23 protein-coding genes are annotated in these 26,381 nt (G+C 62.0%); 4 read left to right on the forward strand and 19 right to left on the reverse strand.

Annotation, left to right across the window (positions count from 1 at the left end):
- Positions 1-321: 321 nt before the first annotated feature.
- Positions 322-1,650: a glutamate/aspartate:proton symporter GltP gene (gltP, locus tag ACLEJP_RS06190; protein WP_440804930.1), complete on the forward strand. Its 1,329-nt coding sequence runs from the start codon at positions 322-324 to the stop codon at positions 1,648-1,650.
- Between the two features lie 136 nt (positions 1,651-1,786).
- Positions 1,787-3,016 (forward strand): nucleoside recognition domain-containing protein, encoded by a 1,230-nt coding sequence (locus ACLEJP_RS06195; RefSeq protein WP_440804932.1) that lies wholly within the window; start codon positions 1,787-1,789, stop codon positions 3,014-3,016.
- 44 nt (positions 3,017-3,060) lie between these two features.
- Here ACLEJP_RS06195 and ACLEJP_RS06200 read toward each other — a convergent pair whose 3' ends face one another.
- The 19 genes from ACLEJP_RS06200 to ACLEJP_RS06290 all read right to left on the reverse strand — a co-directional run bounded on the left by ACLEJP_RS06200 (position 3,061) and on the right by ACLEJP_RS06290 (position 23,396).
- The gene (locus ACLEJP_RS06200; RefSeq protein ID WP_440804933.1) at positions 3,061-3,678 is read right to left on the reverse strand and encodes an ABC-type transport auxiliary lipoprotein family protein; all 618 of its coding nucleotides are present in this window, start codon (positions 3,676-3,678) and stop codon (positions 3,061-3,063) included.
- A complete protein-coding gene (locus tag ACLEJP_RS06205; RefSeq protein WP_440804934.1) occupies positions 3,675-4,613 on the reverse strand; it encodes an MlaD family protein in 939 nt (312 codons plus the stop codon). The genes ACLEJP_RS06200 and ACLEJP_RS06205 overlap by 4 nt, the downstream gene beginning before the upstream one ends.
- 3 nt (positions 4,614-4,616) lie before the next feature.
- Positions 4,617-5,408 (reverse strand): ABC transporter ATP-binding protein, encoded by a 792-nt coding sequence (locus ACLEJP_RS06210; RefSeq protein ID WP_440804935.1) that lies wholly within the window; start codon positions 5,406-5,408, stop codon positions 4,617-4,619.
- Positions 5,405-6,538, reverse strand: coding sequence for an ABC transporter permease (locus tag ACLEJP_RS06215; RefSeq protein ID WP_440804936.1), 1,134 nt, complete (start codon positions 6,536-6,538; stop codon positions 5,405-5,407). The genes ACLEJP_RS06210 and ACLEJP_RS06215 overlap by 4 nt, the downstream gene beginning before the upstream one ends.
- Before the next feature lie 151 nt (positions 6,539-6,689).
- Entirely contained in the window at positions 6,690-7,712 is a 1,023-nt protein-coding gene (locus ACLEJP_RS06220) for a DUF5924 family protein (RefSeq protein WP_440804938.1), read from the reverse strand.
- Between the two features lie 61 nt (positions 7,713-7,773).
- Positions 7,774-9,174 (reverse strand): M16 family metallopeptidase, encoded by a 1,401-nt coding sequence (locus ACLEJP_RS06225; protein ID WP_440804939.1) that lies wholly within the window; start codon positions 9,172-9,174, stop codon positions 7,774-7,776.
- A 27-nt stretch (positions 9,175-9,201) separates the two neighbouring features.
- Entirely contained in the window at positions 9,202-10,860 is a 1,659-nt protein-coding gene (locus ACLEJP_RS06230; RefSeq protein WP_440804940.1) for a Na/Pi cotransporter family protein, read from the reverse strand.
- A 214-nt stretch (positions 10,861-11,074) separates the two neighbouring features.
- Positions 11,075-11,845: a TerC family protein gene (locus ACLEJP_RS06235; RefSeq protein WP_225779915.1), complete on the reverse strand. Its 771-nt coding sequence runs from the start codon at positions 11,843-11,845 to the stop codon at positions 11,075-11,077.
- Positions 11,846-11,914: 69 nt separating this feature from the next.
- Complete coding sequence (locus ACLEJP_RS06240; protein ID WP_440804942.1) at positions 11,915-13,222, reverse strand: CitMHS family transporter; 1,308 nt, start codon at positions 13,220-13,222, stop codon at positions 11,915-11,917.
- A 370-nt stretch (positions 13,223-13,592) separates the two neighbouring features.
- Positions 13,593-15,548 (reverse strand): DUF7844 domain-containing protein, encoded by a 1,956-nt coding sequence (locus ACLEJP_RS06245; protein ID WP_440804944.1) that lies wholly within the window; start codon positions 15,546-15,548, stop codon positions 13,593-13,595.
- The gene (locus ACLEJP_RS06250) at positions 15,545-15,865 is read right to left on the reverse strand and encodes a DUF2388 domain-containing protein (protein WP_012316830.1); all 321 of its coding nucleotides are present in this window, start codon (positions 15,863-15,865) and stop codon (positions 15,545-15,547) included. The genes ACLEJP_RS06245 and ACLEJP_RS06250 overlap by 4 nt, the downstream gene beginning before the upstream one ends.
- A 34-nt stretch (positions 15,866-15,899) precedes the next feature.
- Entirely contained in the window at positions 15,900-16,193 is a 294-nt protein-coding gene (locus ACLEJP_RS06255) for a DUF2388 domain-containing protein (protein ID WP_440804946.1), read from the reverse strand.
- A gap of 85 nt (positions 16,194-16,278) precedes the next feature.
- Positions 16,279-16,596, reverse strand: coding sequence for a DUF2388 domain-containing protein (locus ACLEJP_RS06260; protein WP_170027713.1), 318 nt, complete (start codon positions 16,594-16,596; stop codon positions 16,279-16,281).
- Positions 16,597-16,898: 302 nt separating this feature from the next.
- A complete protein-coding gene (locus ACLEJP_RS06265; protein ID WP_003256968.1) occupies positions 16,899-17,114 on the reverse strand; it encodes a DUF1127 domain-containing protein in 216 nt (71 codons plus the stop codon).
- A 380-nt stretch (positions 17,115-17,494) separates the two neighbouring features.
- The gene (locus tag ACLEJP_RS06270) at positions 17,495-18,988 is read right to left on the reverse strand and encodes an acetyl-CoA hydrolase/transferase family protein (RefSeq protein WP_440804947.1); all 1,494 of its coding nucleotides are present in this window, start codon (positions 18,986-18,988) and stop codon (positions 17,495-17,497) included.
- A gap of 185 nt (positions 18,989-19,173) precedes the next feature.
- A complete protein-coding gene (locus tag ACLEJP_RS06275) occupies positions 19,174-20,610 on the reverse strand; it encodes an NAD(P)(+) transhydrogenase (Re/Si-specific) subunit beta (RefSeq protein ID WP_440804949.1) in 1,437 nt (478 codons plus the stop codon).
- Positions 20,611-20,612: 2 nt separating this feature from the next.
- Positions 20,613-20,927: an NAD(P) transhydrogenase subunit alpha gene (locus tag ACLEJP_RS06280; protein ID WP_016484308.1), complete on the reverse strand. Its 315-nt coding sequence runs from the start codon at positions 20,925-20,927 to the stop codon at positions 20,613-20,615.
- Between the two features lie 11 nt (positions 20,928-20,938).
- A complete protein-coding gene (locus ACLEJP_RS06285) occupies positions 20,939-22,060 on the reverse strand; it encodes a Re/Si-specific NAD(P)(+) transhydrogenase subunit alpha (protein ID WP_440804950.1) in 1,122 nt (373 codons plus the stop codon).
- Between the two features lie 418 nt (positions 22,061-22,478).
- Complete coding sequence (locus ACLEJP_RS06290) at positions 22,479-23,396, reverse strand: LysR family transcriptional regulator (RefSeq protein ID WP_440804951.1); 918 nt, start codon at positions 23,394-23,396, stop codon at positions 22,479-22,481.
- Between the two features lie 158 nt (positions 23,397-23,554).
- Here ACLEJP_RS06290 and ACLEJP_RS06295 point away from each other — a divergent pair, with 158 nt between their 5' ends.
- Positions 23,555-24,736 (forward strand): acyl-CoA dehydrogenase, encoded by a 1,182-nt coding sequence (locus ACLEJP_RS06295; protein WP_225779925.1) that lies wholly within the window; start codon positions 23,555-23,557, stop codon positions 24,734-24,736.
- Positions 24,737-24,750: 14 nt separating this feature from the next.
- Positions 24,751-25,971, forward strand: coding sequence for a CaiB/BaiF CoA transferase family protein (locus tag ACLEJP_RS06300; protein WP_440804953.1), 1,221 nt, complete (start codon positions 24,751-24,753; stop codon positions 25,969-25,971).
- Positions 25,972-26,381: the final 410 nt, after the last annotated feature.

Here is a 26,381-nt window from a genome sequence, read left to right on the forward strand (position 1 = left end):
CCCTGCCAAATCTGCCGAAATATGGCGGTTTGGTCTTGTTCGGAATTCCGAACGTTATAAATCAAGTACTTGCGAACCCAACCTGATGGCCAAAATTCCTATGCATAAACGGTATGGGCCATGCGTTTCCGGCATTAGATTTCCCCCTTTGCCATCGCAATAGTTGCCGCCTTTTTCGCTGGCCGAGCGTTCTGTCGCTTGCCCGCGGTGTCCTTACATGAACTCGCCGGACGGAACATCTGCTGCCCATGCGCTGGGCAACGGCTCTGTTACAAGCGTTTCCGTTGGGTGCCCATGACCACTAGAACAAAGGGTAAAGACATGAAGAAGGCAAAACTGAGCCTCGCCTGGCAGATCGTCATCGGTCTGGTCCTGGGTGTTGCAATCGGCGCGCTACTGAATCACTTCAGTGCGGAAAAGGCATGGTGGATCAGCAACGTCCTCCAGCCCGCTGGTGACATCTTCATTCGCCTGATCAAGATGATCGTCGTCCCGATCGTGATTTCGTCGCTGATCGTGGGCATCGCCGGGGTTGGCGACGCGAAAAAACTCGGCAGTATCGGCCTGAAGACCATCATCTACTTCGAAGTGGTCACCACCATCGCCATTCTCGTGGGCCTGGTGCTGGCGAACCTGTTCCACCCTGGTGCCGGCATCGACATGAGCACCCTGGGCACCGTCGACATCTCCAAGTACCAGGCTACCGCGGCCGAGGTACAACATGAGCACGCCTTCATCGAGACCCTGCTCAACCTGATCCCGTCGAACATCTTTGCAGCGCTGATGCGCGGCGAGATGCTGCCGATCATCTTCTTCTCGGTGATGTTCGGCCTGGGCCTGTCGAGCTTGCAGGCGGAGCTGCGCGACCCGCTGGTGCGCACCTTCCAGGCGGTTTCCGAGACCATGTTCAAGGTCACCCACATGATCATGAACTACGCCCCGATCGGCGTGTTCGCCCTGATCGCGGTGACCGTGGCCAACTTCGGCTTCAGCTCGCTGCTGCCGCTGGCCAAGCTGGTGCTGCTGGTGTACTTCGCCATCGCCTTCTTCGCCTTCATGGTGCTGGGCCTGGTCGCCCGCCTGTTTGGCTTCTCGGTGATCAAGATCATGCGCATCATGAAAGATGAGCTGATCCTCGCCTACTCCACCTCCAGCTCGGAAACCGTGCTGCCGCGCGTGATCGAGAAGATGGAGAAGTACGGGGCACCGAAGTCGATCTGCTCGTTCGTGGTACCGACCGGCTACTCCTTCAACCTCGACGGTTCGACCCTGTACCAGAGCATCGCGGCCATCTTCATTGCCCAGCTGTACGGTATCGACCTGTCGTGGAGCCAACAGCTGCTGCTGGTCCTGACCCTGATGGTTACCTCCAAAGGTATCGCGGGCGTACCGGGCGTGTCCTTCGTGGTCCTGCTGGCTACCTTGGGCAGCGTGGGCATTCCGCTCGAAGGCCTGGCCTTCATCGCCGGTGTCGACCGCATCATGGACATGGCCCGTACCGCCTTGAACGTTGTGGGCAACGCCCTGGCAGCCCTGGTCATCGCGCGTTGGGAAGGCATGTACGATGCCGTCAAGGGCGAGAAGTACTACGCCTCGCTGATGGCCGGCAAACAGGAAGCCGCGGTGGTTGGCGAAGCTGCCAAGCGCTAAGCCTCATTCACGTTTGACCAGAAGCCCCGACTTGTCGGGGCTTTTTGTTTTACGGAGTGTGCGCGGCTTCCTGCAGGAGCGGTCGCGAGAGGCCCGATACGCTATCATTCGGGCATTTTTCAGGGGGAATACACGGATGCTCAACGGCCTTTGGCTTGGTTTTTTCCTGGTGGCGGCCGTGTCCGCGCTGGCGCAGTGGCTGGTTGGCGGCAACCCCGGTATCTTCGCGGCCATGGTCGAGAGCATCTTTGCCATGGCCAAGCTGTCGGTCGAAGTCATGGTGCTGTTGTTCGGCACACTGACCCTTTGGCTGGGCTTTCTCAAGATTGCCGAAAAGGCTGGCATCGTCGAATGGCTGGCCCGGGTGCTTGGCCCGCTATTCGCGCGGCTGATGCCCGAGGTCCCGCCCGGCCACCCTGCCCTGGGCCTGATCACCATGAACTTTGCCGCCAACGGCCTGGGGCTGGATAATGCCGCCACCCCGATCGGCCTCAAGGCCATGCGTGCGTTGCAGGAGCTGAACCCCAGCAGCACCACGGCGAGCAATGCACAGATCCTGTTCCTGGTACTCAACGCTTCGTCGTTGACCCTGCTGCCGGTAACCATCTTCATGTACCGCGCCCAGCAGGGCGCAGCGGACCCGACCATGGTGTTCCTGCCCATCCTGCTGGCCACCAGTGTCTCGACCCTGGTCGGCCTGTTGTCGGTAGCGGTGATGCAGCGCTTGCGCCTGTGGGACCCGGTGGTGCTCGCCTACCTGGTTCCGGGCGCCTTGCTGCTGGGTGGCTTCATGGCGTTCCTGGGCACCCTGTCTGCGGCTGCACTGGCCAGCCTGTCGTCGATCCTGGGCAACCTCACCTTGTTTGGCGTGATCATTCTGTTCCTGGTAATTGGCGCCCTGAGGCGGGTACAGGTCTATGAAGCGTTCGTGGAAGGCGCCAAGGAAGGGTTCGATGTGGCCAAAGGGCTGTTGCCCTATCTGGTGGCGATGCTGGTGGCGGTGGGCGTCCTGCGCGCGTCTGGCGCCCTGGAGATGGCTCTGGACGGCATCCGCCATCTGGTCACCTGGATGGGCCTGGACACCCGTTTCGTCGAGGGCTTGCCCACGGCGCTGGTCAAGCCGTTCTCCGGCAGTGCCGCGCGGGCGATGCTGATCGAGACCATGCAAACCCACGGCGTCGACAGCTTCCCCGCGCTGGTGGCAGCAACTATCCAGGGCAGCACCGAAACCACCTTCTATGTGCTGGCGGTGTACTTCGGTGCCGTGGGTATCCAGCGGGTGCGCCATGCGGTCGGTTGCGCATTGCTGGCGGAATTGAGCGGTGTGATTGCGGCGATCTTCGTCTGCTACTGGTTCTTCGCCTGAGTCATCTGCGCTACTGTCCGCGCCTACACGACGCGGACAGGCTTTCAGGGCGCGGGAACGCTACCTGCCTGGGCAATGGTCCAGCCCACCACTTGCCCTGCCAGTTGGTCACACGCCTGGCCAAAGCCTGCGACGACCGCTGGCACCTGCCGGTCGGCCAACGGTTTGCGGATTTCGAAGCGCTTGCTGGCGAGGATGCGCTGCGTGCGCCCCTGTACCAGCCGAGCGTCATAGCGGATCACCACTTCCACCACCCCATCCGCCCGGTATTCACTCTGGAACGCCAGCAGCTCGCCAGCCAGCTCAAAGTCGGCCTGCAGGTTGCTGTCGTCAGCGCTCAGCCGCTGTACCCGGCCGTCACGCTGAAAACCGTCCAGCAAGCGGTTGCGCAGCAGCACCGGCACCGCATCGCTCCAGCGCGCGCCCTTGTAGCTGCTGACCACATTGCCCTGGGGAACCACGGCAATCCGCGGGCCGGCCAGCACCTCGCTGGCCAGCGGCTTGTTCAGGCGCAGTGACCAGTCAAGCGCTGGCACCATACGGCTGGCTTGGTTGACCGGCAGGCGATAGAGGTCGACGGGTTCGCTCTGCGGCAGAATCGAGCAGGCACTGGCCAGGCTCAGCGCGGCCGCCAGGGCCAGCAGGCGCAGCGACGGTTTCATGGCTGGAACTCCTTGTTGTTGTCGCGGCCTAGCAGGTAACCGCTGGGGTCGGCCTCCAGTTGCCGGGAAATACCCTTGAGTGCGTTAAGCGTTTCGCGCAGTTCGCGAATCGCCGGGCTGAGCTGGTTCAGGCCCTGGGCGCCGTCGCCGATCGCTTCGCGATTGTCTTCGAGCAGGCGGTTGATGGTTGCGGTGCTTTCGGCCAGCGATTGCATGGCCTGCTCGGCACTGCCGATCGCCTGCTTGCCCTCGCTGCCCAGCAGACCGTTGGCATTGCGCATCAGCGCCTGGGTCTCGGCCAGGGTGGCGCTGGCTTGTTTGCCCACCTGCACCAGTTGCTCGATGGCCTGGGCGATGCCGCCGTGCTCGCCGGCGAAGGCACCGGTGGTCTTGTCGAGGTTGGCCAGGGTGTTGCTCAGGTGGCCGATATTGTCCTCGGAGAACATCTGGTTGGCGTTGTGCAGCAGCAGGTTGATGTTGGTGACCAGGTCGCTGCTGTCATTGAGCAGGCGCGAGATCGGCGAGGGTGAAGCGATGATCACCGGCAGCTTGCCGTCCTTGCCTTTCAGTTCCGGGCTTTGTGGGGTACCGCCGCTGAGCTGGATGAACGAGTTGCCGGTTACCCCGGCCAGGGTCAGCTTGGCCTGGGTGTCTTCCTTCACCGGGGTGTCGGCGCTCAGGCGCACCCGCGCCAGTACCCGGCGCGGGTCTTTCGGGTCCAGTCGCAGGGTGGACACATCACCCACCTTGATGCCGTTGTATTGCACCGGGCTGCCGCGCGACAGGCCGGAGACAGCTTCGTTGAACACCACCTCGTAGTCTTTGAAAGCGTCGTCGACACTGGATTTGGTCAGCCACAGGCCGAACAGCATGGCGCCGGCCACCACCAGAACGGTGACCAGGCCGATGAGGACGTGATGGGCTCGGGTTTCCATTGTTCAGCGCTCCTGCCCGGCACGGACGGCGGCCTGTTCGGCTGCGCGCCCGCGTGGGCCATGAAAATAGTCTTGGATCCAGGTGTCGCTGGCCTGCGCGACCTCGGCCAGCGGGCCGGCGACCAGGACCTTCTTCTGCGACAGCACGGCGATGCGGTCGGTGATGGTGTACAGGGTGTCGAGGTCATGGGTGATGAGGAACACCGACAGGCCCAGCGCGTCACGCAGGGTCAGGATCAACTGGTCGAAGGCGGCGGCGCCAATCGGGTCCAGGCCGGCGGTGGGTTCGTCGAGGAACAGGATGTCCGGGTCCAGCGCCAAGGCGCGGGCCAGTGCCGCGCGCTTGATCATGCCGCCGGACAGCGAGGCCGGGTATTTGTCGGCGGCCGAGATCGGCAGGCCGGCCAGGGCCAGCTTCACCCCGGCCAGATGTTCGGCATCGGCGCGGGACAGCCCGGCGTGTTCGATAAGCGGCAAGGCCACGTTCTCGGTCACGGTCAGCGAGGAAAACAGTGCGCCCTTCTGGAACAGCACGCCGAAGCGCCGTTCGACCAGTGAGCGCTGCTCTTCGCGCAGGCCGGCGAGATCCTGGCCGAATACCTTGATCTGCCCCTCATTGGGCCGCCGCAGGCCGATGATACTGCGCAGTAACACCGATTTGCCGCTGCCCGAGCCGCCGACCACGGCAAGGATCTCGCCGCGGTACAGGTCGAGATCGAGGTTCTCGTGCACGCTCTGGCGGCCAAAGCGGTTGCAGATGCCCCGCGCCTCGATCACGCTCTCCTGGCCACTCACCAGCTCATCTCCATGAAGAACAGGGCGGCTACCGCATCCAGCACGATGACCACGAATATGGATTGCACCACCGCCGACGTGGTGTGCGCCCCCACCGATTCGGCACTGCCGCTGACCTTGAAGCCTTCCAGGCAACCGATGGCGGCAATCAGGAACGCGAAGAACGGCGCCTTGGCCAGGCCGACCAGGAAATGTTGCACGCCAATGTCGCTTTGCAGCAGCGACAGGAACATGGCTGGCGAAATATCCAGCGACAGCGCACATACCACCGCGCCGCCGACGATCCCGCAGATCATCGCGACAAAGGTGAGCAAGGGCAGCGATATCAGCAAGGCCAGCACCCGCGGCACTACCAGCAGCTCCATGGGGTTCAGCCCCAGGGTGCGGATGGCGTCGATTTCCTCGTTGGCCTTCATCGAGCCGATCTGTGCGGTAAATGCGCTGGCGGTACGGCCGGCCATGAGGATGGCGGTCAGCAGCACGGCGAACTCACGCAAGAACGAAAAAGCCACCAGGTCGACCGTGAACACGGTCGCGCCGAAATCGGCCAGTACCGTGGCACCAAGGAAGGCCACCACCGCGCCCACCAGGAAGGTCAGCAAGGCGACGATAGGCGCAGCATCCAGGCCGGTCTGTTCGATGTGCGCCACCACCGGGGTCCAGCGCCAGCGATGCGGTTGCAAGGCGCGGCGCAACAGGGTTTCGAGAATCACGCCAACGAAGCCGAGCAACTGCAGGCTGTCTTGCCACAAGGCACCGACGGCGCAGCCGATGCGTTCCAGCAGCAACAGCAGCACATTGCGCTCGGGTTCCTTGACCGGAATGCAGTAGTCCTGCACGGAGCAATAGACATTCCTGAGCAGTGCGCGGCTGGCTTCGGGCAGTTCGTCGGTGCAGAGCGACAGGCGCTCGGCACCGAGCAGTTCGGCCAGCAGCGAGGCCCCGGCAGTATCCAGGCGCCCCAGTTGGCTGAGGTCGGCAACAGTGTCGGCGGCGTACTGTGCGCGCAGGCGCTCGCTGTCACGCTTGAGGCTGGCGTAATGCGCCAGCGTCCAGTCACCGGTAATGCGCAGGCAGGCCGGTTGGCTACTGGTGTCCAGGGTGGCGCTGGGTGGGGTCATCGGCTCCATGCTCCTGACTCGGCAGTGAGGCTCAGGGGCTGATCATAGCGCAGCGGGCCAGGGCTGTTTGGTGATTATGTGCTGTATGGGGCACGGGGGCCGCTCTGCGCCCTATCGCGACGCAAGGCTGCTGCTACAGGCGGCGCAAAGTTATCCTCAATCACTGCGCCGGCGCATCGTCGACCACTTTGAAGCGCAGTACGCCGATCACCTGCCCATCTTCGGTCAGCACCCTCACCTGCCACTTGCCTGCCGGGTTGGGCGGGAAGTTCTGCTTGTGCGTCCACGCCCGGTAGCCTTCCTTGCGGCCACCATGGATATCCAAGGCGATGCGGTCGACTTCCTTTCCGTCCTTTTGCCACACGTGGTAGATCCGTTCGTTCAGGCCGCGAGGTGCGTTGATGGCCGTGTAGGCATACAGGCCTTCGCTGCTGATGCGGCTGGCAGCGATTTCCTTCAGCGAAGCGCCTGGCTGGCGGTTCTGCACCTCGGTGCTCACCGCGACGTCGGTCATCCACAGTGTCGCCGGTGGCACCCAGGAGCGCAGCAACCAACCGCCGCCGCCAACCGACAGGGTAACCAGCACCAGCGCAACGGCACGCCGCCAGTTGTTGATCGGGAAGCTGCTGGCCAGGCTGGGGAACGACAGCGCCATGGCGATGATCAGGGCGAGCTTGAAGCTTTGTGCGGTGGTCAGGTGCAGGATGATTGGCAGCGCGGTGAGCAGTGCGGCGAACAGGGTCAGGGTATGCAGCGCCAGGAACAGCCAGCGCCGCGGTGCCAGCCACTTGTAGTAAAGCGGGTCGATGATCGAGATCAGGCCGGCAGCCCCGAGCAAACCGGTGAACACCAGTTGGCTGCTGTTCCAGGTGGTGGTGACAAAGAAGAACGGCAGCACGAAGAACAGTGATTCCTGGTGAATCATTTGCGTCGCGTAGCGCAGCAGCGGTTGCGGGATCTCGCGGTTGAAGATGCGCGCGAACAGGCCGGTGAGGGTGTTTTCCAGCATCAGCCAGACCCAGCTGATCAGCATCAGCACGGCCACCCAGCTGGCCAGGCTGGCCTGACGGTCAACCAGGATGAAGCTGCCGATGCCGGATAGGAAACCGCCAAGCGCAATGATGCCGGGGTAGCGTTTAAGCAAATCGATGATGCGCTGGACGATGCGGGGTATTTGAGGCATTGGCTCTACAACAGGGAAGATGAGGGGGCGGTAGTGGCAAAAGAATACCGCCGATTCACCGCTAACGTGTAGCGTCGTCCGGTTTTTCCGGGGCATGCCGACGCCAGCGTAACAGCCCTGCTGCAAGGATCAGCCCCAACAGCAAGGCCGCCAGACCATACAGATCATCATAGCCAAGCAACGGCTTCTCGATGCGCAGATAGCCATCCTCCTTGAGCAATGCCTTGAGCGCTTCATTGGCCTGCTCCAGGCTCACCTGGCGCAGTTTCCGCGCAGGGTCGCTGAAGCGCCCGTCGTTATAGTCGTTCAGCGCCCCCCAGTAATAGTCGGCCAAGGCACTGTTGCCCTGGGTGCTCCAGCTTTCCTTGGCGATGCTGGCGTCCTTGATACGGGCAAAGGTGTCCGGGTCGAGGCCTTCCTTGCGCAGGTGGTCGAACAACGCTTGCATCACCTTGACCGCCTTGTCGATGTCCTCGCGCTCCAGGTCGGCGTTGAGACTGAGCAGGCCAGTGTCGCCGAAACTTTCACGTTGGGCCGAAGGGCCGTAGGACAGTTCGTTGCGCAGGCGCAGTTGGTCGTACAGCGCCCATTCCAGGTAATGCGACAGCAGGTCAAGGGTAGCCTGGTGGTCGTTGTCCAGCACCGGCTCGACGAACAGCCAGTGCAGTTTGACGTTGTCGCCCAGCCAGCCACGGGCCAGGTCGCGGCGCTGCTCGGCCGGCTGGCTGATACTTTCCAGGGTGCGGCGCTCCTCCGGTTCGCTGGCGGGCAGTTCGCCAAAGGTACGTTCAAGGTAGGCCGGCAGCAGGCGGTCGAGGCCGCCGACCATGATCAGGGTCATGTTGTTGGCCGCGTACCAGTGGTCACGCAAGGTTTGCACCTGCTCCAGGGTCATGTCGTCGAGGTCGGAGCGCTCGGGGCACTTTAGGCCCAGTTCAGTGGCCAACTGGTCGCTGGCGGGGTGGCCGATGTCCTGGCGGTCGAGCCAGCGCTGCAGGTGGCCATAATGACCGCCATCCTCGCGTTCGATGATGCGCTTGGCGGTGGCCAGGGTCCTGGCGTCGATCCGAGTGTCACGGATTACCGCCATGAGCAGGTCGAGGACTTTGCGCTGGTTGCGCGCCGGCGCTTCGATGACGAACGTGGTGTCGGCGCTGCTGGTGTAGGCATTCCACTCGCCGCCCAGCGACTGCAGGCGCTCTTCCAGGCCACCTTCGCCGGTTTCATCGATGCCGCTAAACAACAGGTGCTCAAGCAAGTGCGGCAGCTCTTTCTGCGCGCAATTGAAATCGTCCAGGCCCACGCCTACCACCAGGCGGATCGCCACATGGTCCCGTTCATAGCCGTTTTTCAAGATGACCTGCAGGCCATTGGGCAGCAAGTAGCCTTCAACCCGCGAGCGGTCAAGGGCAAATGAGGGCAGGCTGCAGATCAGCAGGCAAACGAACATCAGGCAACGCATGGGCGAGCTTGGGTCCTCAGATAGGAGTCACGGCAGGCGGGCTTCGTCCGGCACGCTGTCGAGCATCAGCCCGCCCGTGTCCGAGCCGCCCAGTACCACATAGGCACTGCTACAGAACAAAGAGTTCAACCGCTTCATGTCGGCGATCAGTTCCAAGTGTAGCGAACTGGTCTCGATACTTTGCACTACCTTGCGCTGCAGGCGACTGACATGGGCGTGCGCCAGGCGCCGTTCCTGGGCGCGGAAGCGGCGTTTTTCCCGCAGCAGCAAACGGGCGCTTTCCGGGTCTGCACTGAGGAACACCGACAGGCCCAGACGCAGGTTGGCCAGCAGCTGCTCCTGCAGACCGGTCAGCTCTTCCAGGCCCACCTGGGAAAACTCCCGGCGCTGGCTGGTCTTCTGCTGCTGGACCTTGCGCAGCATGCGCTCGATCAGGTCGCAGGCCAGCTTGAGGTTGATCGCCAGCTCGATGATTTCTGCCCAGCGACGGTTGTCCTGTTCACTGAGGTCTTCACGCGACATCTGCGCCAGGTACAGCTTGATCGCGTTGTACAAGGCGTCGGCGTCCTCACCGAGGGCCCGGACCTGCTGGGGCAAGGCGGTCTGGGTACCGCGCAGGGCGCCCAGCATGGCTTCGAGCAGGCTGTCGACGATGTCACCGAGGCGCAAGGTTTCACGGGCAGCGTTGGCCAGGGCCAGGCTGGGCGTTTCCAGTGCCGAAGTATCGAGGTGGCGTGGGCGTATCTGGCCGTTGCCGTTTTCCCGGTCGGGGAGCAAGTTGTTGCACAACCGGCCCATCGGCCTGACCGTGGGCAGCATGATCAGGCAACGCAGGGTGTTGTAGAGCAGGTGAAAGCCGATGACCAGTTCCTGGGCGCTGAAGCTCAGTGAGTCCATCCAGGCCACCAGCGGGTGCAGCACGGGGATGATCAGCAGCAGGCCGATCAGCTTGTACAACAGGCTGCCCAGGGCTACACGACGGCCAGCGGCGTTCTGCATGCTGGTGCTGATGAAAGCCAGCAGCCCACTGCCGATATTGGCACCGACCACCAGGCCGATGGCCACCGGCAGGCTGATCACCTCGGCGCCGGCCAGCGTCGCGGTGAGCAGCACGGCGGCCAGGCTGGAATAGGAAATCATGGCGAACAGCGCCCCGACCAGGGCGTCCAGCATGATGTCGCCGGTCAGCGAGGCGAACAGCACTTTTACACCTTGGGCGTGGGTGATCGGCGTGGCGGCCTGCACGATCAGCTCGAGTGCCAGGATGATCAGGCCAAGCCCGATGCCTACCCTGCCCAGCTGGCCGGCCCGCGTCTGTTTGCGCGAGAGGAAGAAGATCACGCCCAGGAAGATCAGCAGCGGCGACAGCCAGGACAGGTCCAGTGTCAGTACCCGGGCCATCAACGCGGTGCCGACGTCAGCTCCGAGCATGATCGCCAGGGCCGGGGTCATGGCCATCAGGCCCTGGCCGACGAACGAGGTGACCAGCATGGCGGTGGCGTTGCTGCTCTGCACCATGGCGGTGACCAGGATACCGGCGACGAACGCCAACGGGCGCTTGTTCATGTTCTGGCCGATGATGCGGCGCAGGCTCGAGCCGAATACCCGAAGGATGCCGGTACGTACGATGTGGGTGCCCCAGACCAGAAGCGTTACGGCCGAGAGCAGGTTGAGCAGGGTCAGCATGGCGACGGCCCCCTGGTACATTGGCCCAGCGGGCCAAGAGATGAAGCGCGAGCGTTTGAAGAATTTTCAGTGCTCACTCAAAGCTTTAGTCGTTTTGCGTAGCTGTCGCCAGCTTCGCATGGCTGCCATTTATTTGAAACACGCTGGAAATGAATGATTGCCGGCATGAAAAAAAGGGCTCCGAAGGGCCCTTTGTGTACTGCGCTTCCTGATCTTATTGACCCGGAATATCCTTGCGCAGTTTCACCGGCTCATGCTCTTTGCCTTGCTTGCGGGCCAGTGCGGTGCGCATCCGAATGTTGATGGCTTCCACCGCCAGCGAAAACGCCATGGCGAAGTAGACGTAGCCCTTCGGCACGTGCACGTCGAAAGACTCGGCGATCAGCACGGTACCGACCACGATCAGGAACGACAGGGCGAGCATCTTCAAGGACGGGTGCTTGTCGATGAATTCGCTGATGGTGCCAGCGCACAGCATCATTACCAGCACCGCGACGACGATGGCGGCGATCATCACCGGTACGTGCGACACCATGCCTACTGCGGTAATGACCGAGTCCAGCGAGAACACGATGTCGATGATGGCGATCTGGATGATGGTATAGAAGAACTTGCCACCCGCCCCTTTCGGCTCTTCAGCGTTCTCGTCCTCGCCTTCCAGGCCGTGGTAGATCTCTTGCGAGCTTTTCCACAGCAGGAACAGGCCACCGAAGAACAGAATCAGGTCACGCCCGGAAATGCCTTGGCCGAACACCACGAACAGGTCGGCAGTAAGGCGCATGACCCAGGTGATCGACAGCAGCAGCATGATGCGGGTGACCATGGCCAGGGCGAGGCCGAAGATCCGGGTGCGCGGCTGCATGTGTTTGGGCATGCGGCTGACCAGGATCGAGATCATGATGATGTTGTCGATACCGAGGACGATCTCAAGCGCGGTAAGGGTAAAAAAGGCAACCCAGATTTCCGGGCTGGTCAGCCATTCCATGTGTTTTCCTTCGAACGGTAAAGGCGACGTGCCATACCCGGGCACGTCGCGTTAGGGAATACGCGTTTATTAAAGACTACTGAACAGCGGGAAAATCCCCATCAGCAGCGCGGCGAGCATTATGCACAGGCACACCAGCACTGCCCACTTCAAGGTGAAGCGCTGATGATCGCCGAACTCAATGCCGGCCAGGGCCACCAGCAGGTAGGTGGACGGGACCAGAGGGCTGAGCAGGTGTACCGGCTGCCCGACGATCGATGCACGGGCCATTTCCACCGGGCTGATGCCGTAATGGCTGGCGGCTTCGGCCAGTACTGGCAACACGCCATAGTAGAACGCGTCGTTGGACATGAAGAAGGTGAACGGCATGCTCACGATCGCGGTGATCACCGCCAGGTAGGGGCCGAGCGCTTCCGGGATGACCGCCAGCAGGCTCTTGGACATCGCGTCGACCATGCCGGTGCCTGACAGGATGCCGGTGAAGATACCGGCGGCAAAGATAAGCCCGGTGACAGCCAGCACGCTGCCGGCGTGGGCGGCGATGCGGTCCTTCTGCTGCTGCAGGCAAGGGTAGTTGACGATCATGGCGATGCTGAAGGCAATCATGAACAGCACCGGCAGCGGCAGCACGCCGGCAATCAGCGCCGCCATCAGCGCGGCGGTCAGGGCGCCGTTGAAATACAGCAGTTTCGGCCGGCGCGCATCCGGGTACTGGGAAACGGTGATTTCGCTGTGGTCGATGTCGTCGGTGGGCAGGTGCAATTCGCCCAGGCGGGCGCGTTCGCGCTTGCCGTACAGGTAGGCAATGGCCAGGATCGCCAGGACGCCGAACAGCATGGCCGGGATCATCGGCACGAAGATGTCCGATGGGTCCACATGCAGGGCGCTGGCGGCACGGGCAGTCGGGCCGCCCCACGGGGTCATGTTCATCACCCCGCCGGCCAGGATGATCAGGCCCGCCATGATTCGCGGGCTCATGCCCAGGCGGCTGTACATGGGCAGCATGGCGGCACAGCAGATCATGTAGGTGGTGGCGCCGTCACCGTCGAGCGAAACCACCAGGGCCAGCACGGCGGTGCCGACGGAGACTTTCAGCGGGTCACCCTTGACCAGCTTGAGGATCTTGCGCACGGCCGGGTCGAACAGGCCGGAGTCGATCATCAGGGCGAAATAGAGAATGGCGAACATCAGCATCACGCCGGTAGGCGCGAGCTTGCTGATGCCCTCAAGCATCATGGGGCCGATCTTGGCGGAAAAACCGCCGAACAGGGCGAACAGGATCGGTACCAGGATCAGCGCGATCAACGCCGACAGGCGCTTGGTCATGATCAGGTACATGAAGGTGATGACCATGGCAAAGCCGAGGAAGGTCAGCATGGCAATACTCCAGGCGTGGCGCGGCGAAAGGAAGTCGATTCGGGCGGGTCAGCGCGTCGGGCGCTGCACAGGGAGCATGCGTAGAGGGTCTGCGTAAAGGCGGGCACAAGCGTACATCGGAATCACCATTGTTGTTGTTGATTGGGCCGGGCGCGGTGATGACCGGCGCCCTGGCTGACCGGTCTGCTGCCGGTAGTGGTGGCTATCCTATGAGGGCAAGCTTTCAGCCAGCTTTCGCCGGAGCAAAGGCGACGAGAGGTAGGTCATTGCCGGATGTGACCGAAGGTGCGGGCAGTGAACCTGGAAGCCGGGTGCTGCTGGTGCTGGCGCTTTCGCGGGTGAAACCGCGAAGAGCCCGGTACGGCAACCATCACAGCTGCAGGCCACCTGCTGCCTTGTGCAAGGTCCGCAGATGCTCGCCGATCTGTTTTACGTTGGCCTCGACGGCGGCAATTTCCCTGGCCCGCGACGGTTCCAGCAGCGCCCTCACCTCCTTGTCCAGGTTGGTGCTCAAGCGCAGCAGCTGCGCCTGCCGCTCGCTGCTGACTCGCTCCAGGTGCTTGCGCTCCTGCGGCTGCGGCAGCCCGTAGCCCTGGGTGTCGAGCAACTCGGCCGGGCGGCTGAGGAAGCCGCTGTTGGCGAGCATCTGCCTCAAGGTGGCGTCGGCCTTGCTGACGCTGCCATCCTTGAGCGCAGCGGCATTCAAGTAACGCTGCTTGACCTCGTCCTGGGCCAGCAGCAATTGCCGGCGCAGGCTGGCCTGCTCGAGCAGCAGCAAGGCGGCGCTGGTGCGCAGGTCGGCCTGGGGGAACCAGGCCCGCCGTTGTTCGGCGTCCAGCGCCAGCCAGTCTTCGACCGTGTCCTGCCTGACGGGCAACTGCTTCTTCAATACCTCGAACATGGCCTGGTAACGGTCGCGGTAGGAGTCGAAGCGGTAACCAAGGCGCAACGCCTCGCGCGGGTCGTCGAGCACGCTGGTATCGGCCAGGCCCCTGCCCTTGAGCACCGCCAGCAAGCCATTGGGCATGATGCTGTCGAGGTCGTTCAGGCGTGGGTTGGCAGTGCCGCTGCGTAGCAATTTCAATGACTCCACCGCGCAGTTGTTGGACAGGAACCAGTAGTTGCCGTCATAACTCCAGTGCATTTCGGCAGCCTGGCGTACCAGGTTCTCGATCTCGTCGCGGCTGAGCCGCAAGGGTACCGAGGCCAGGCTGCGCAGTTCGGTCTTGGTGTACTCGTCGATCACCTGGCCCAGGGGCAGCACGAACAGCCGCGATGGGTAGGCACCGACAAGGCCGTCCCAGCTCGACAGCTGCACGTCGTTGACGAAGGCGCGGTACGACAGCACCAGGCTCTGGTCGAGGTCGAGGCGGCAGTCCGGTCCGCGTGGGCGGCCTGGCTTGCAGATAACCAGACGCAGCATGCTATGGCCCCAGCGGCTGACCAGGTTCTGGTTGGCTTCGGCCAGCAGGTAATCCACTTCATAGACCCGCTCAGGGTCGATCTCGCCGAGTGGCTGGCGGGCAAAATCGCTGCCGGCATTGATGAACGGCAGGCCCTTGGCGCAGGTGTCCTGTTGCGGTGCCCAGCCGAAGTGCTCGCGCAGGTACTGGTTCAATGCCGGGCGGCGGCAACCGTAGCTCGGGTCGAGGAGGAAATACTCCATGTTGACCGCGATGTATTCCTTGGGGCTGGTCAGCTCATAGCTGTCCGGGCTGCGCACGAACTGGCCATTGTGCTGCTCGCGCTCGCCGCGTCGGCCCACGTATTGCTGCCAGCCGGCCAGGTCGAGCAGGCGCGGGTCGTCGCTGAGGGTGAAGCGACGCTCTGCCTGGCCACGGCAAGCCTCGGGCAGGCCGATCTTGCCGAGCGTGCCTTGCTGGCGCTTGCAGCGGGCAATCAGCGAGCTTTCGGCGCCAGGCCACAGCCGGGCGCGGTCGTAGATATGGGTCAACTCATGCAGCACGGTGGCCAGCAGTTCTTCACGCACTGTGCCATGGGGGCGGTTGGTACGTTCGCTGGCAGCACTGCCATCAGCGAGGCTGGGCAGCAGGCGACGATTGAGCGCCAGGGTAGAGACCAGCGATGCCTGGCCATAGGCGTCGGCCGGCATGTTGTCACTCCAGCTGACCCGCACGCGGCGGTCCAACTGTTGCTTGAAACGGGGTGGGAGCTTGCCCAGGGCCTCGTCGAGCAAGGCCTGGGTGGCTTTGATCTGTTGCGAATCAAGGCCGGACGCCTGCAGCTCGAGCTGCAGGTCGGCCAGGGCGGGCGTGCCGAGCAGCGTCAGGGCGCAGCCGAGCAGCCAGGCACGCACGTGGTTCACAGCGCGAGGATGGCTTCAGCCAGTACCTGGTCACTGGCGCCGCGTGCTTCCGGCACGCGCTCGCGCAAGGTATTGAAGGCTGCCTCGAGCTGGGCGCCGCGGATATCACCGTTGCTCGCAACGAAGCTGGCAGCGTCGTCGTGGGCTTCGCGCACCACTTTGGAGTCGCGGATCGAGGTGGTGGTGTCAGAAGTGAAATCGATCGAGCGGCCAAAGGCACGCACGATGATGTTGCTGGTGGCCACCAGGGTCTGTGCCTGGGCCAGGTCGGCCAGCAGGAGCATGCCGAGGGTAGCGGCAATCAGCGGTTTACGCATGGAACATCTCCGAAAATACAAGGAGCCAGATGAATTATTGGACGAGAATTGCTTGCGCCAGTTCCAGGTCGCCGACGGCCTGCTGCGCGCAGCGGTGGCGTAACGATTGCAGTGCTGCTTCAAGCCGCGCGCCACGGATCTGGCCGTCACTGGCAACGAAGGCAGCCGCATCGTCGCGGGCCTGACGGACCAGTTTACGATCGAACGGTGCAGTGGTGACCTGGCTGGTGACATAGCCTGTGATGACCAGGCCTTGCGTGGTGGTGTCCATGGCATGGGCACTGGCCATGCCAACAACGGGGAACAGCAGCGGCAACAGATAACGCATGGGCTTTACGACAGCTGGAAACGTGGGAGCAACGGCGTACGGCCGTGCCTGTGGTAACCGGCACGGCGGTACGAATCAGTCGGGTTCAGAGCGCCAGGATGGCCTGGGCCAGTTGCGCATCGCTGGCTTGCAGAGCGGGCATCTGCGAGCGGATGTGCAGGAACGCGCTCTCCAGCTTGGCACCGCGGATATCGCCTTGGCTGCCTACGAAGCTGGCGGCGTCGTCACGGGCGGCCTGGACAATCTTGTCGTCACGGAACGAAGAGGAAATGTCGGAGGTGGCATCGGTGGACGCTGCCACCGCGCCAACAACGGCGTCGGTGGTGACAACGAAGCTGGTGGCGCTTGCGGTGCCGGCCAGGCTCAGCATCAGGGCTGCGCCAATCAGGTATTTACGAGACATGATGGTGGACTCCTGGACTAGGGTCGGGTGGTTCTGCTTGTCGGACGCTCGCACAGCTCGTCGCGGTACTTTAAACAGTGGGTTCTACCAGACTGTTAAGCCAAGCGTATCACGCGCCGGTGTTTCCAGATGTTAATGAAAGGCGGAACAGAAACTGTACCGCTTGATTTGCATAGCGTTAAAACTGTACCTGTTTCGCTGCAAAGGCTCTAGCGCGGGTCTTACAAACGAAAAACCCGTCGCAGTCTCCTGCAACGGGTTTTGAGAATTCGCGGTGCCGGCCGAAGCCGGCAAGCCGGAGCTTAGCGCCAGAAAGGCTTGCTCAGCTCTTCGTAACGCTGCGACTCGCTGATACCGGCATCGGCCAGCAGGCGGGCGTCCAGGCGAGCCAGTTGACGGCGGCTGGCCATACGGCGCTGCCACAGCAGCAGGGTGGACAGGGCGCGCAGCGGCAGCGAAGCGTTGGATTGCTGGGCGTTGCTTTCAAAAACCAGACCGGAACTGAGGGTACGTTCCATGATGTTTCATCCTTCCGCTTATGGCGGGATTAGGTAGTGATTTAACTGATGCCAATGATCCTCCTCCGTCGTCCATAACAGTAGATACAGTTCGGTTGAAAGACGATGGCTCAGTTAACTGTGTAACCCTACTGTTGCAGCCGAAATAGGCGCAACTGTACTGGTCTGCACGCATATGGTGCGTTTTTCGATCTGGAGAGAATTTAGTAAGGCTTAAAGCGGTAAAAACACCAGTACAGTAGAACAGTTTATGATGATAGAAATGGTTGGACAGGCAGCACACAGTCTTGCAGGAGCAGCCTTGTGTCGCGATAGGGGCCGCAAGCGGCCCCTAGGACCGGAACAACGGAAGCGGGGCCGCCGTTCCGGGAATGCTGTGGTCAGCTCGCCAGCATGCGCCCGGTTTCTTCCAGGTTTTCGTGCCAGCTCAGCGCTTCACGCAGAATATGCGGCGTATGGCCGCCCCGCTGGCAGGCACGTTCGAAGTAGTCGTTCAGCGCAGCGCGATAGTCCGGGTGCACACAGTTGTCGATGATCGCCCTTGCCCGTTCACGCGGCGCCAGGCCACGCAGGTCGGCCAGGCCTTGTTCGGTTACCAGGATGTCGACGTCGTGCTCGGTGTGGTCGACATGGCTGACCATCGGTACCACGCTGGAAATCGCGCCACCTTTGGCAATCGACTTGGTGACGAACACCGCCAGGTGAGCGTTACGGGCAAAGTCCCCCGAACCGCCGATACCGTTCATCATCCTGGTACCGCAAACGTGGGTAGAGTTGACGTTGCCGTAGATATCGAACTCCAGCGCGGTGTTGATACCAATGATGCCCAGGCGACGGACCACTTCCGGGTGGTTGGAGATTTCCTGCGGGCGCAGCACCAGCTTGTCCTTGTAGCGCTCCAGGTTACCGAACACGTCGGCGTTACGGCGGGTGGACAAAGTGATCGAGCTGCCCGAGGCGAAGCTCAGCTTGCCGGCATCGATCAGGTCGAAGGTGGAGTCCTGGAGTACTTCGGAGTACATGGTCAGGTCTTCGAACGGTGACTCGATCAGGCCGCACATGACTGCGTTGGCGATGCTGCCGATACCGGCCTGCAGCGGGCCGAGCTTGTTGGTCATGCGGCCAGCTTCCACTTCTTTCTTGAAAAAGTTGATCAGGTGGTCGGCGATGCCCTGGGTTTCGTCATCCGGCGGCAGTACGGTGGATGGCGAGTCTGGCTGGTCGCTGATGACGATACCGACGATCTTGGCTGGGTCGATCGGAATCGCGGTGCTGCCGATTCGGTCGTCGACCTTGACCAGCGGAATAGGCGTGCGGGTCGGGCGGTAGGTCGGGATATAGATGTCGTGCAGGCCTTCGAGGTTGGTGTTGTGCGAGAGGTTGATCTCGACAATCACCTGCTTGGCGAAGATCGCGAAGCTGGCCGAGTTGCCCACCGACGTGGTTGGCACGATATGGCCTTGCTCGGTAATAGCCACGGCTTCGATGACCGCGATGTCCGGCAGCTTCAACTGCTGGTTGCGCAGTTGCTCGACGGTTTCCGACAGGTGCTGGTCGATGAACATCACCTTGCCGTCGTTGATGGCCTTGCGCAGTGTGCTGTCGACCTGGAACGGCATGCGGCGAGCCAGCACGCCGGCCTCGGTCAGTTGCTTGTCCAGGTCGTTACCCAGGCTGGCGCCGGTCATCAGGCTGATTTTCAGTGGCGACTGCTTGGCTCGCTCGGCCAGGGCATGCGGCACGGCCTTGGCTTCGCCGGCGCGGGTGAAACCGCTCATGCCGACGGTCATGCCGTCCTCGATCAGACCAGCGGCATCAGCCGCACTCATTACCTTGCTATGCAGGGAGGACAAGCGGATACGATCACGGTACATGGATTGTTATCTCGGGCTACTGAAACTACTGCAGCGCAGTCTAGAGACTTCGCCCCCTTGCCGTCCCACGACCATGGTCGTATGAGAAGCCTTGAAGTAGAGCCGTTGATCCGGATCAAGAAAAAAAGCCCCGGCAGATTCTGACCGGGGCTTTCTTTATAGCGGCTGGTTTACAGCGGCTGTTGTCACTCTACCGCCTTGACCATGTCCTCGATGACCTTCTTGGCATCGCCGAACACCATCATGGTCTTGTCGAGGTAGAACAGTTCGTTGTCCAGCCCGGCATAGCCGCTGGCCATCGAGCGCTTGTTGACGATGATGGTCTTGGCCTTGAAGGCTTCAAGGATCGGCATACCGGCAATCGGCGACTTGGGGTCGTTCTTCGCCGCCGGGTTGACCACGTCGTTGGCGCCCAGAACCAGTACCACGTCGGCCTGACCGAACTCGGCGTTGATGTCCTCCATCTCGAACACCTGGTCGTAAGGCACTTCCGCCTCGGCCAGCAACACGTTCATATGCCCGGGCATACGGCCGGCCACCGGGTGGATCGCATACTTCACGGTCACGCCGTTGTGGCTCAACTTCTCGGTCAGCTCCTTCAGCGCGTGTTGTGCGCGAGCCACCGCCAGGCCGTAGCCCGGAACGATGATAACGCTGTCGGCATTGCTGAGCAGGAAGGTGGCATCGTCAGCCGAGCCGGACTTCACCGGGCGCTGCTCTTTCGTGCCTTGCGCCGCACCGGCATCGGTATCGCCGCCGAAACCGCCGAGGATGACGTTGAAGAACGAACGGTTCATCGCCTTGCACATGATGTACGAGAGGATGGCACCGGACGAACCGACCAGCGAGCCCGCAATGATCAGCATCGAGTTGTTCAGCGAGAAGCCGATACCGGCCGCTGCCCAGCCCGAATAGCTGTTGAGCATCGACACCACCACCGGCATGTCGGCGCCGCCGATCGGAATAATGATCAGCACGCCCATGATGAAGGCCAATACCAGCATCAGGGTGAAGGCGCTGTAGTGGCCGGTGAAGGTGAACAGCAGGCCCAGGGCAATGGTGGTCAGGCCCAGAATCAGGTTGAGCTTGTGCTGGCCGGCGAACTGTACCGGTGCGCCCTGGAACAGGCGGAACTTGTACTTGCCCGACAGCTTGCCAAAGGCGATCACCGAACCGGAGAAGGTAATGGCACCGATGGCCGCGCCGAGGAACAGCTCCAGGCGGTTGCCGGTGGGGATCGGGTCGCTGATCGCGGCGACGATGCCCATCGATTGCGGCTCCAGCACGGCGGCGATGGCGATGAACACCGCGGCCAGGCCGATCATGCTGTGCATGAAGGCGACCAGCTCTGGCATCTTGGTCATCTCGACGCGCTTGGCCATGATCGAGCCAGCGCTACCGCCGATCAGCAGGCCAACCAGGACGTAGCCGATACCGGCGGTAGCCAGCTCGGCGCCAAGCTTGTAGATGAGGCCAACCGTGGTGAGGATGGCGATCCCCATGCCGATCATGCCGAACAGGTTGCCGCGCCGCGAGGTGGTCGGATGCGACAGGCCCTTGAGCGCCTGGATGAAGCAGACCGAGGCGACAAGGTAGAGAAGTGTTACCAGATTCATGCTCATGCTTACTTCTGCCCCTCGTTCTTGGCTTTCTTCTTGAACATCTCAAGCATGCGGCGGGTGACCAGGAAACCACCGAACACATTGACCGCGGCCAGGGCCACGGCGAGGGTACCCATCAGCTTGCCGGCCGGGGTAACGGTCAGCGCGGCGGCCAGCATGGCACCGACGATGACGATGGCGGAGATGGCGTTGGTGACGGCCATCAACGGGGTGTGCAGCGCCGGGGTGACGTTCCAGACCACGTGGTAGCCCACATAGATGGCCAGCACGAAGATGATCAGGTTGTAGATGCCATGGGAAATCAGCATGTCTTCCATTGTCGTGCTCCTTAGCCGTTCTTGCGGACGACCTGACCATCGCGGCACATCAGGCAGGCCGCGACGATATCGTCTTCGAGGTTGATGACCAGCGTGCCGTCCTTGTCGAACAGCAGCTTCATGAAGTCCAGCAGGTTGCGTGCATACAGGGCCGAGGCATCAGCGCCGACCTGGGCTGGCAGGTTGGTCGGGCCGACGATGGTCACGCCGTTGTGCTGCACCACCTGGTCGGCGACGGTCAGTGGGCAATTGCCGCCCTGGGCTGCCGCGAGGTCGATGACCACCGAGCCGGGCTTCATCTGCGCGACGGTCTCGGCGCTGAGCAGCGTTGGCGCCTTGCGCCCCGGGATAAGCGCGGTGGTGATGACGATGTCCGCTTGCCTGGCGCGCTCGTGCACGGCCTGGGCCTGGCGCTGCATCCAGCTGGCCGGCATCGGCCGGGCATACCCGCCGACGCCTTCAGCGCACTGGCGTTCCTCATCGGTCTCGTAAGGCACGTCGATGAATTTCGCACCCAGCGACTCGATCTGCTCCTTCACCGCCGGGCGTACATCCGACGCCTCGATCACTGCACCCAGGCGTTTGGCCGTGGCGATGGCCTGCAGGCCGGCAACGCCCGCACCCAGAATCAGCACGCGTGCGGCCTTAACGGTACCGGCGGCGGTCATCAGCATGGGCATGAAGCGGGGATAGTGATGGGCGGCCAGCAATACAGCCTTGTAACCGGCGATGTTGGCCTGCGACGACAGCACATCCAGGCTCTGGGCCCGCGAGGTGCGCGGCGCGGCTTCCAGGGCGAAGGCGGTAATGCCGCGTTCGGCCATCTTGCCGATCAGCTCGTTGTTGAAGGGGTTGAGCATGCCAACCAGGACGCTGCCGCTGTTGATGAGGGCCAGTTCCTGGTCGTTGGGGGCGACCACCTTGAGCACCAGTTGGGCGCCGTAGGCATCGGCTGCGCTTCCCAGGGAAGCGCCCACGGCTTCATAGGCACTGTCCGGAATGCTGGCGTTGAGCCCTGCCCCCCGTTGGACGGTAACCTGATGGCCCTGGCCAATCAGTTTCTTGATGGTTTCGGGGGTCGCAGCGACCCTTGTCTCACCGGTCTGCGTCTCGAGAGGAACACCAATGTGCACGACTATTTCTCCTGCGGTGACCTTTTGTCTTTGTAAAAGCCAACACACTTCGGATGGTGCGCTGGGGCGGCTGTGGAGCGCCGGCCCGCCGAATCCCGGGCGGGCGAAGCATTTTGCAGACGAAGCCAAGGGCCTTCAACCGGTTCTGAAGCGAAACAAAGTCAAAACTACAAGTCACCCTGTGACCGTATGTCGCAACGGTCAGGCTGCGACCCGTCAAACAAGGGCTATTGGGAGATTAGGAGAAAAAATCAAAAATTTTGCGGCCTATTCGCTTACAGCTTGGTGAATGTCGCAAAATAACCCGCAAAGCCGCGCGGTAAGCCGGGTTAAGCGAGATCTTTGCATTTGCATAACAGTTTATGAAAATGCGACAAATACATATATCTGTAGGTGTTAAAAATTATTGACTACGGGGTCAGGTTGCCGCGTGTGCCTGGGCACTCGCCGTGTATGCCTGGGCCTGGCTCACCAGCCAGTCGCGGAACGCGCGCAGCGAAGCTGATTCCACCTTGCGCTCCGGAATCATCAGATAGTAGGCCTTGTCGCTGCACAGGGCATGCCTGTTAGCGACCACCAACCTGCCCTCTTCCAACTCTCGCTGGATCAGGAACGGCGGAATCAGCGCGATGCCCATCTCATGCATGGCCGCTTGGGCGAGCATCGAGAATAGTTCATAGCGCGGGCCTGTCATGTCGCGCTCCACGTTCAGTCCGATGCTGTTGAACCACTGACGCCACGCGTAAGGGCGGGTGCTTTGTTGCAGCAGCGGCAACTGGGCAATGCACTGTGCGTCGAGCATGCCCTGGTCGCCCAGCAGCGCCGGGCTGCATACAGGCAGCGGGTTTTCTCCCATCAATCGATGCGACTGGGTGCCGGACCAGTCGCCATCGCCGAAATAGATGGCTGCATCGAAGGTCGTGTCGGCAAACAGGAAAGGCCGGGTGCGATTGGTGAGATTGACCGTGACCTCAGGGTGACGCTGCTGGAAATCCTTGAGCCTCGGTAGCAGCCACTGGGTGCCGAAGGTCGGCACCACGGCCAGCTCGATGACGTTGGCGCCCTGCTGGCGCATTACCGACAAGGTGTCGCGTTCGACAGCGTCAAGCTGGGCGGCCACCTGGCGGCTATAGGAAAGGCCGGCCTCAGTCAGTTTTACGCCACGTCGCGAGCGGCGGAACAGTTCCACATTGAGGAAGGCTTCCAGGCTACCTATCTGCCGACACACGGCACCTTGGGTCAGGGCGAGTTCCTGGGCCGCCTTGGTAAAGCTTTCATTGCGCGCGGCGGCTTCGAAGCAAACCAGTGCGGCAGTACTCGGAATTTTGCGACGCATGTACGTCAACCTCACTTGTAAGGCTGTCAGTGTAGCGTTTAACCCTTTTACGAAGTGACAAAATATCACTAATTGGTGCGCAATCCTCGTTTGTCCCGACAGCCGATCCGTCCTAGGCTCAAGGCACAAGAAACTGTACCCATTCCGAGGAATCGCTCATGGCCGGTAAAGCAAGCTTCAACTGGATCGACCCGCTGCTGCTTGATCAGCAGCTCACTGAAGAAGAGCGCATGGTGCGTGACAGCGCTTATCAGTTCGCCCAGGACAAGCTGGCACCGCGTGTGCTCGAAGCCTTCCGCCATGAGCAGACCGACCCGGCGATCTTCCGTGAGATGGGTGAGGTCGGGCTGCTGGGTGCCACTATTCCCGAGCAATACGGTGGTAGCGGCCTGAACTATGTGTGCTATGGCCTGATTGCGCGCGAGGTGGAACGTATCGACTCGGGCTACCGCTCGATGATGAGCGTGCAGTCGTCGCTGGTGATGGTGCCGATCAACGAATTCGGCACCGAGGCACAGAAGCAGAAGTACCTGCCCAAGCTGGCCAGCGGCGAGTGGATCGGTTGCTTCGGCCTGACCGAGCCCAACCACGGCTCCGATCCGGGTTCGATGATCACGCGTGCGCGCAAGGTCGACGGCGGTTACCGCCTGACTGGCAGCAAGATGTGGATCACCAACAGCCCGATCGCTGACGTATTCGTGGTCTGGGCCAAGGATGATGAGGGTGACATTCGCGGCTTCGTCCTGGAGAAGGGCTGGGAAGGCCTCAGTGCACCGGCGATCCATGGCAAGGTCGGCCTGCGCGCGTCGATCACCGGCGAAATCGTCATGGACAATGTGTTCGTGCCGGAAGAGAACATATTCCCCGATGTGCGCGGCCTGAAAGGCCCGTTCACCTGCCTGAACTCGGCGCGCTACGGCATCTCCTGGGGTGCCCTGGGGGCCGCCGAGGCCTGCTGGCACACTGCGCGGCAGTACACCCTGGATCGACAGCAGTTCGGCCGCCCGTTGGCGGCAAACCAGCTGATCCAGAAGAAGCTGGCCGATATGCAGACCGAAATCACCCTGGCGCTGCAGGGCTGCCTGCGCCTCGGGCGGATGAAAGACGAAGGCACCGCTGCAGTGGAAATCACTTCGATCATGAAGCGCAACTCCTGCGGCAAGGCACTGGATATTGCCCGCATGGCGCGTGACATGCTGGGTGGCAATGGCATTTCCGATGAGTTCGGGGTGGCCCGCCACTTGGTCAACCTCGAAGTGGTCAACACCTATGAAGGTACCCATGACGTGCATGCGCTGATCCTGGGGCGTGCCCAGACCGGTATCCAGGCTTTCTATTGATAAGGAGCCAGCCCATGGGCGCGCTATCACATCTGCGGGTGCTGGACCTTTCGCGCGTGTTGGCCGGCCCTTGGTCTGGCCAGATACTCGCTGACCTTGGTGCCGATGTGATCAAGGTCGAGCGCCCTGGTAGTGGCGACGATACGCGTTCGTGGGGGCCGCCCTTCCTCAAGGATACCGAGGGGCAAAATACCAGCGAGGCCGCTTATTACCTGTCGGCCAACCGCAACAAGCGTTCGGTGACCATCGACTTCACCCAACCAGAAGGGCAGCGCCTGGTGCGTGAGTTGGCGGCGAAGTCCGATATCGTCATCGAGAACTTCAAGGTGGGTGGGTTGGCTGCCTACGGCCTGGACTACCCAAGCCTCAAGGTTATCAACCCGCGGCTTATCTACTGCTCCATCACCGGGTTTGGCCAGACCGGCCCCTATGCCAAGCGCGCCGGCTATGACTTCATGATCCAGGGGCTGGGCGGACTGATGAGCCTGACCGGTCGCCCGGAGGGTGAAGAAGGTGCGGGGCCGGTCAAAGTGGGAGTGGCGCTGACCGACATTCTGACCGGGCTGTATTCCACGGTGGCAGTTCTCGCCGCCCTCGCCCATCGAGAGCAGACCGGGGTGGGCCAGCACGTCGACATGGCTTTGCTCGACGTGCAGGTCGCCTGTCTGGCGAACCAGGCGATGAACTATCTGACCACAGGCGTGCCGCCTCGTCGTCTGGGTAATGCGCATCCGAATATCGTGCCGTACCAGGATTTCCCGACGGCTGATGGCGATTTCATCCTCACCGTGGGCAACGATAGCCAGTTCCGCAAGTTCGCTGAGGTGGCCGGGCGGCCACAATGGGCGGACGATCCGCGCTTCGTCACCAATAAGATGCGCGTGGCCAACCGGGCGGAACTCATACCGTTGATCCGTCAGGCCACGGTGTTCAAGACCACGGCCGAGTGGGTAAGCCAGTTGGAGGCCGCGGGCGTGCCCTGTGGGCCTATCAACGACCTGGCGCAGATGTTCCAGGACCCGCAGGTGCTGGCGCGTGAACTGGCAGTGCACATTCCGCATCCGCTGGCTGGGAGCGTGCCGCAGGTGGCGAGCCCTATTCGCCTGTCGGAGACGCCTGTGGAATACCGGCGGGCGCCGCCGCTGCTCGGTGAGCATACCGATGCGGTGTTGGTAGATGTGCTGGGGCTGAATGCCGATGAGGTGCGCCGGCTTCGCGATGCCGGCGTGCTTTGAAGGCGGAGGGTAACGATCAAGAGCGGGGAGGCCGTCAGGCCTCCCCGCTTTGCTTTTTCAGCGATATTCAGTTTTCTTGCACTTAAAGGTTGACGCGGTCTCGAATGCCCTTATAATGCGCCCCACTTCCGAGGTAGTCGAAGCGCAAAATTCCTTGATAATCAATGAGTTGGGCGATTCAGGTAGTATCGGAAGTGCTTCGATCAAATGATCGGCAGCGGTCGAGATGAAGGTTGACAGCGTTTCAGAACGCTGTATGATTCGCCTCCCGCTACGAGAGATCGCAGCGAGTCAAGTGTTTGAAGCTAAACGAGTTTCTCGCAAAAAACTTCAAAATAAATGCTTGACAGGCAATGAGGAAAGCGTAGAATGCGCGCCTCGGTTGAGACGAAACGCTCTTGGCCAAACGC

This window comes from Pseudomonas sp. SMV7, from assembly GCF_052041995.1.
Taxonomy (GTDB): Bacteria; Pseudomonadota; Gammaproteobacteria; order Pseudomonadales; family Pseudomonadaceae; genus Aquipseudomonas.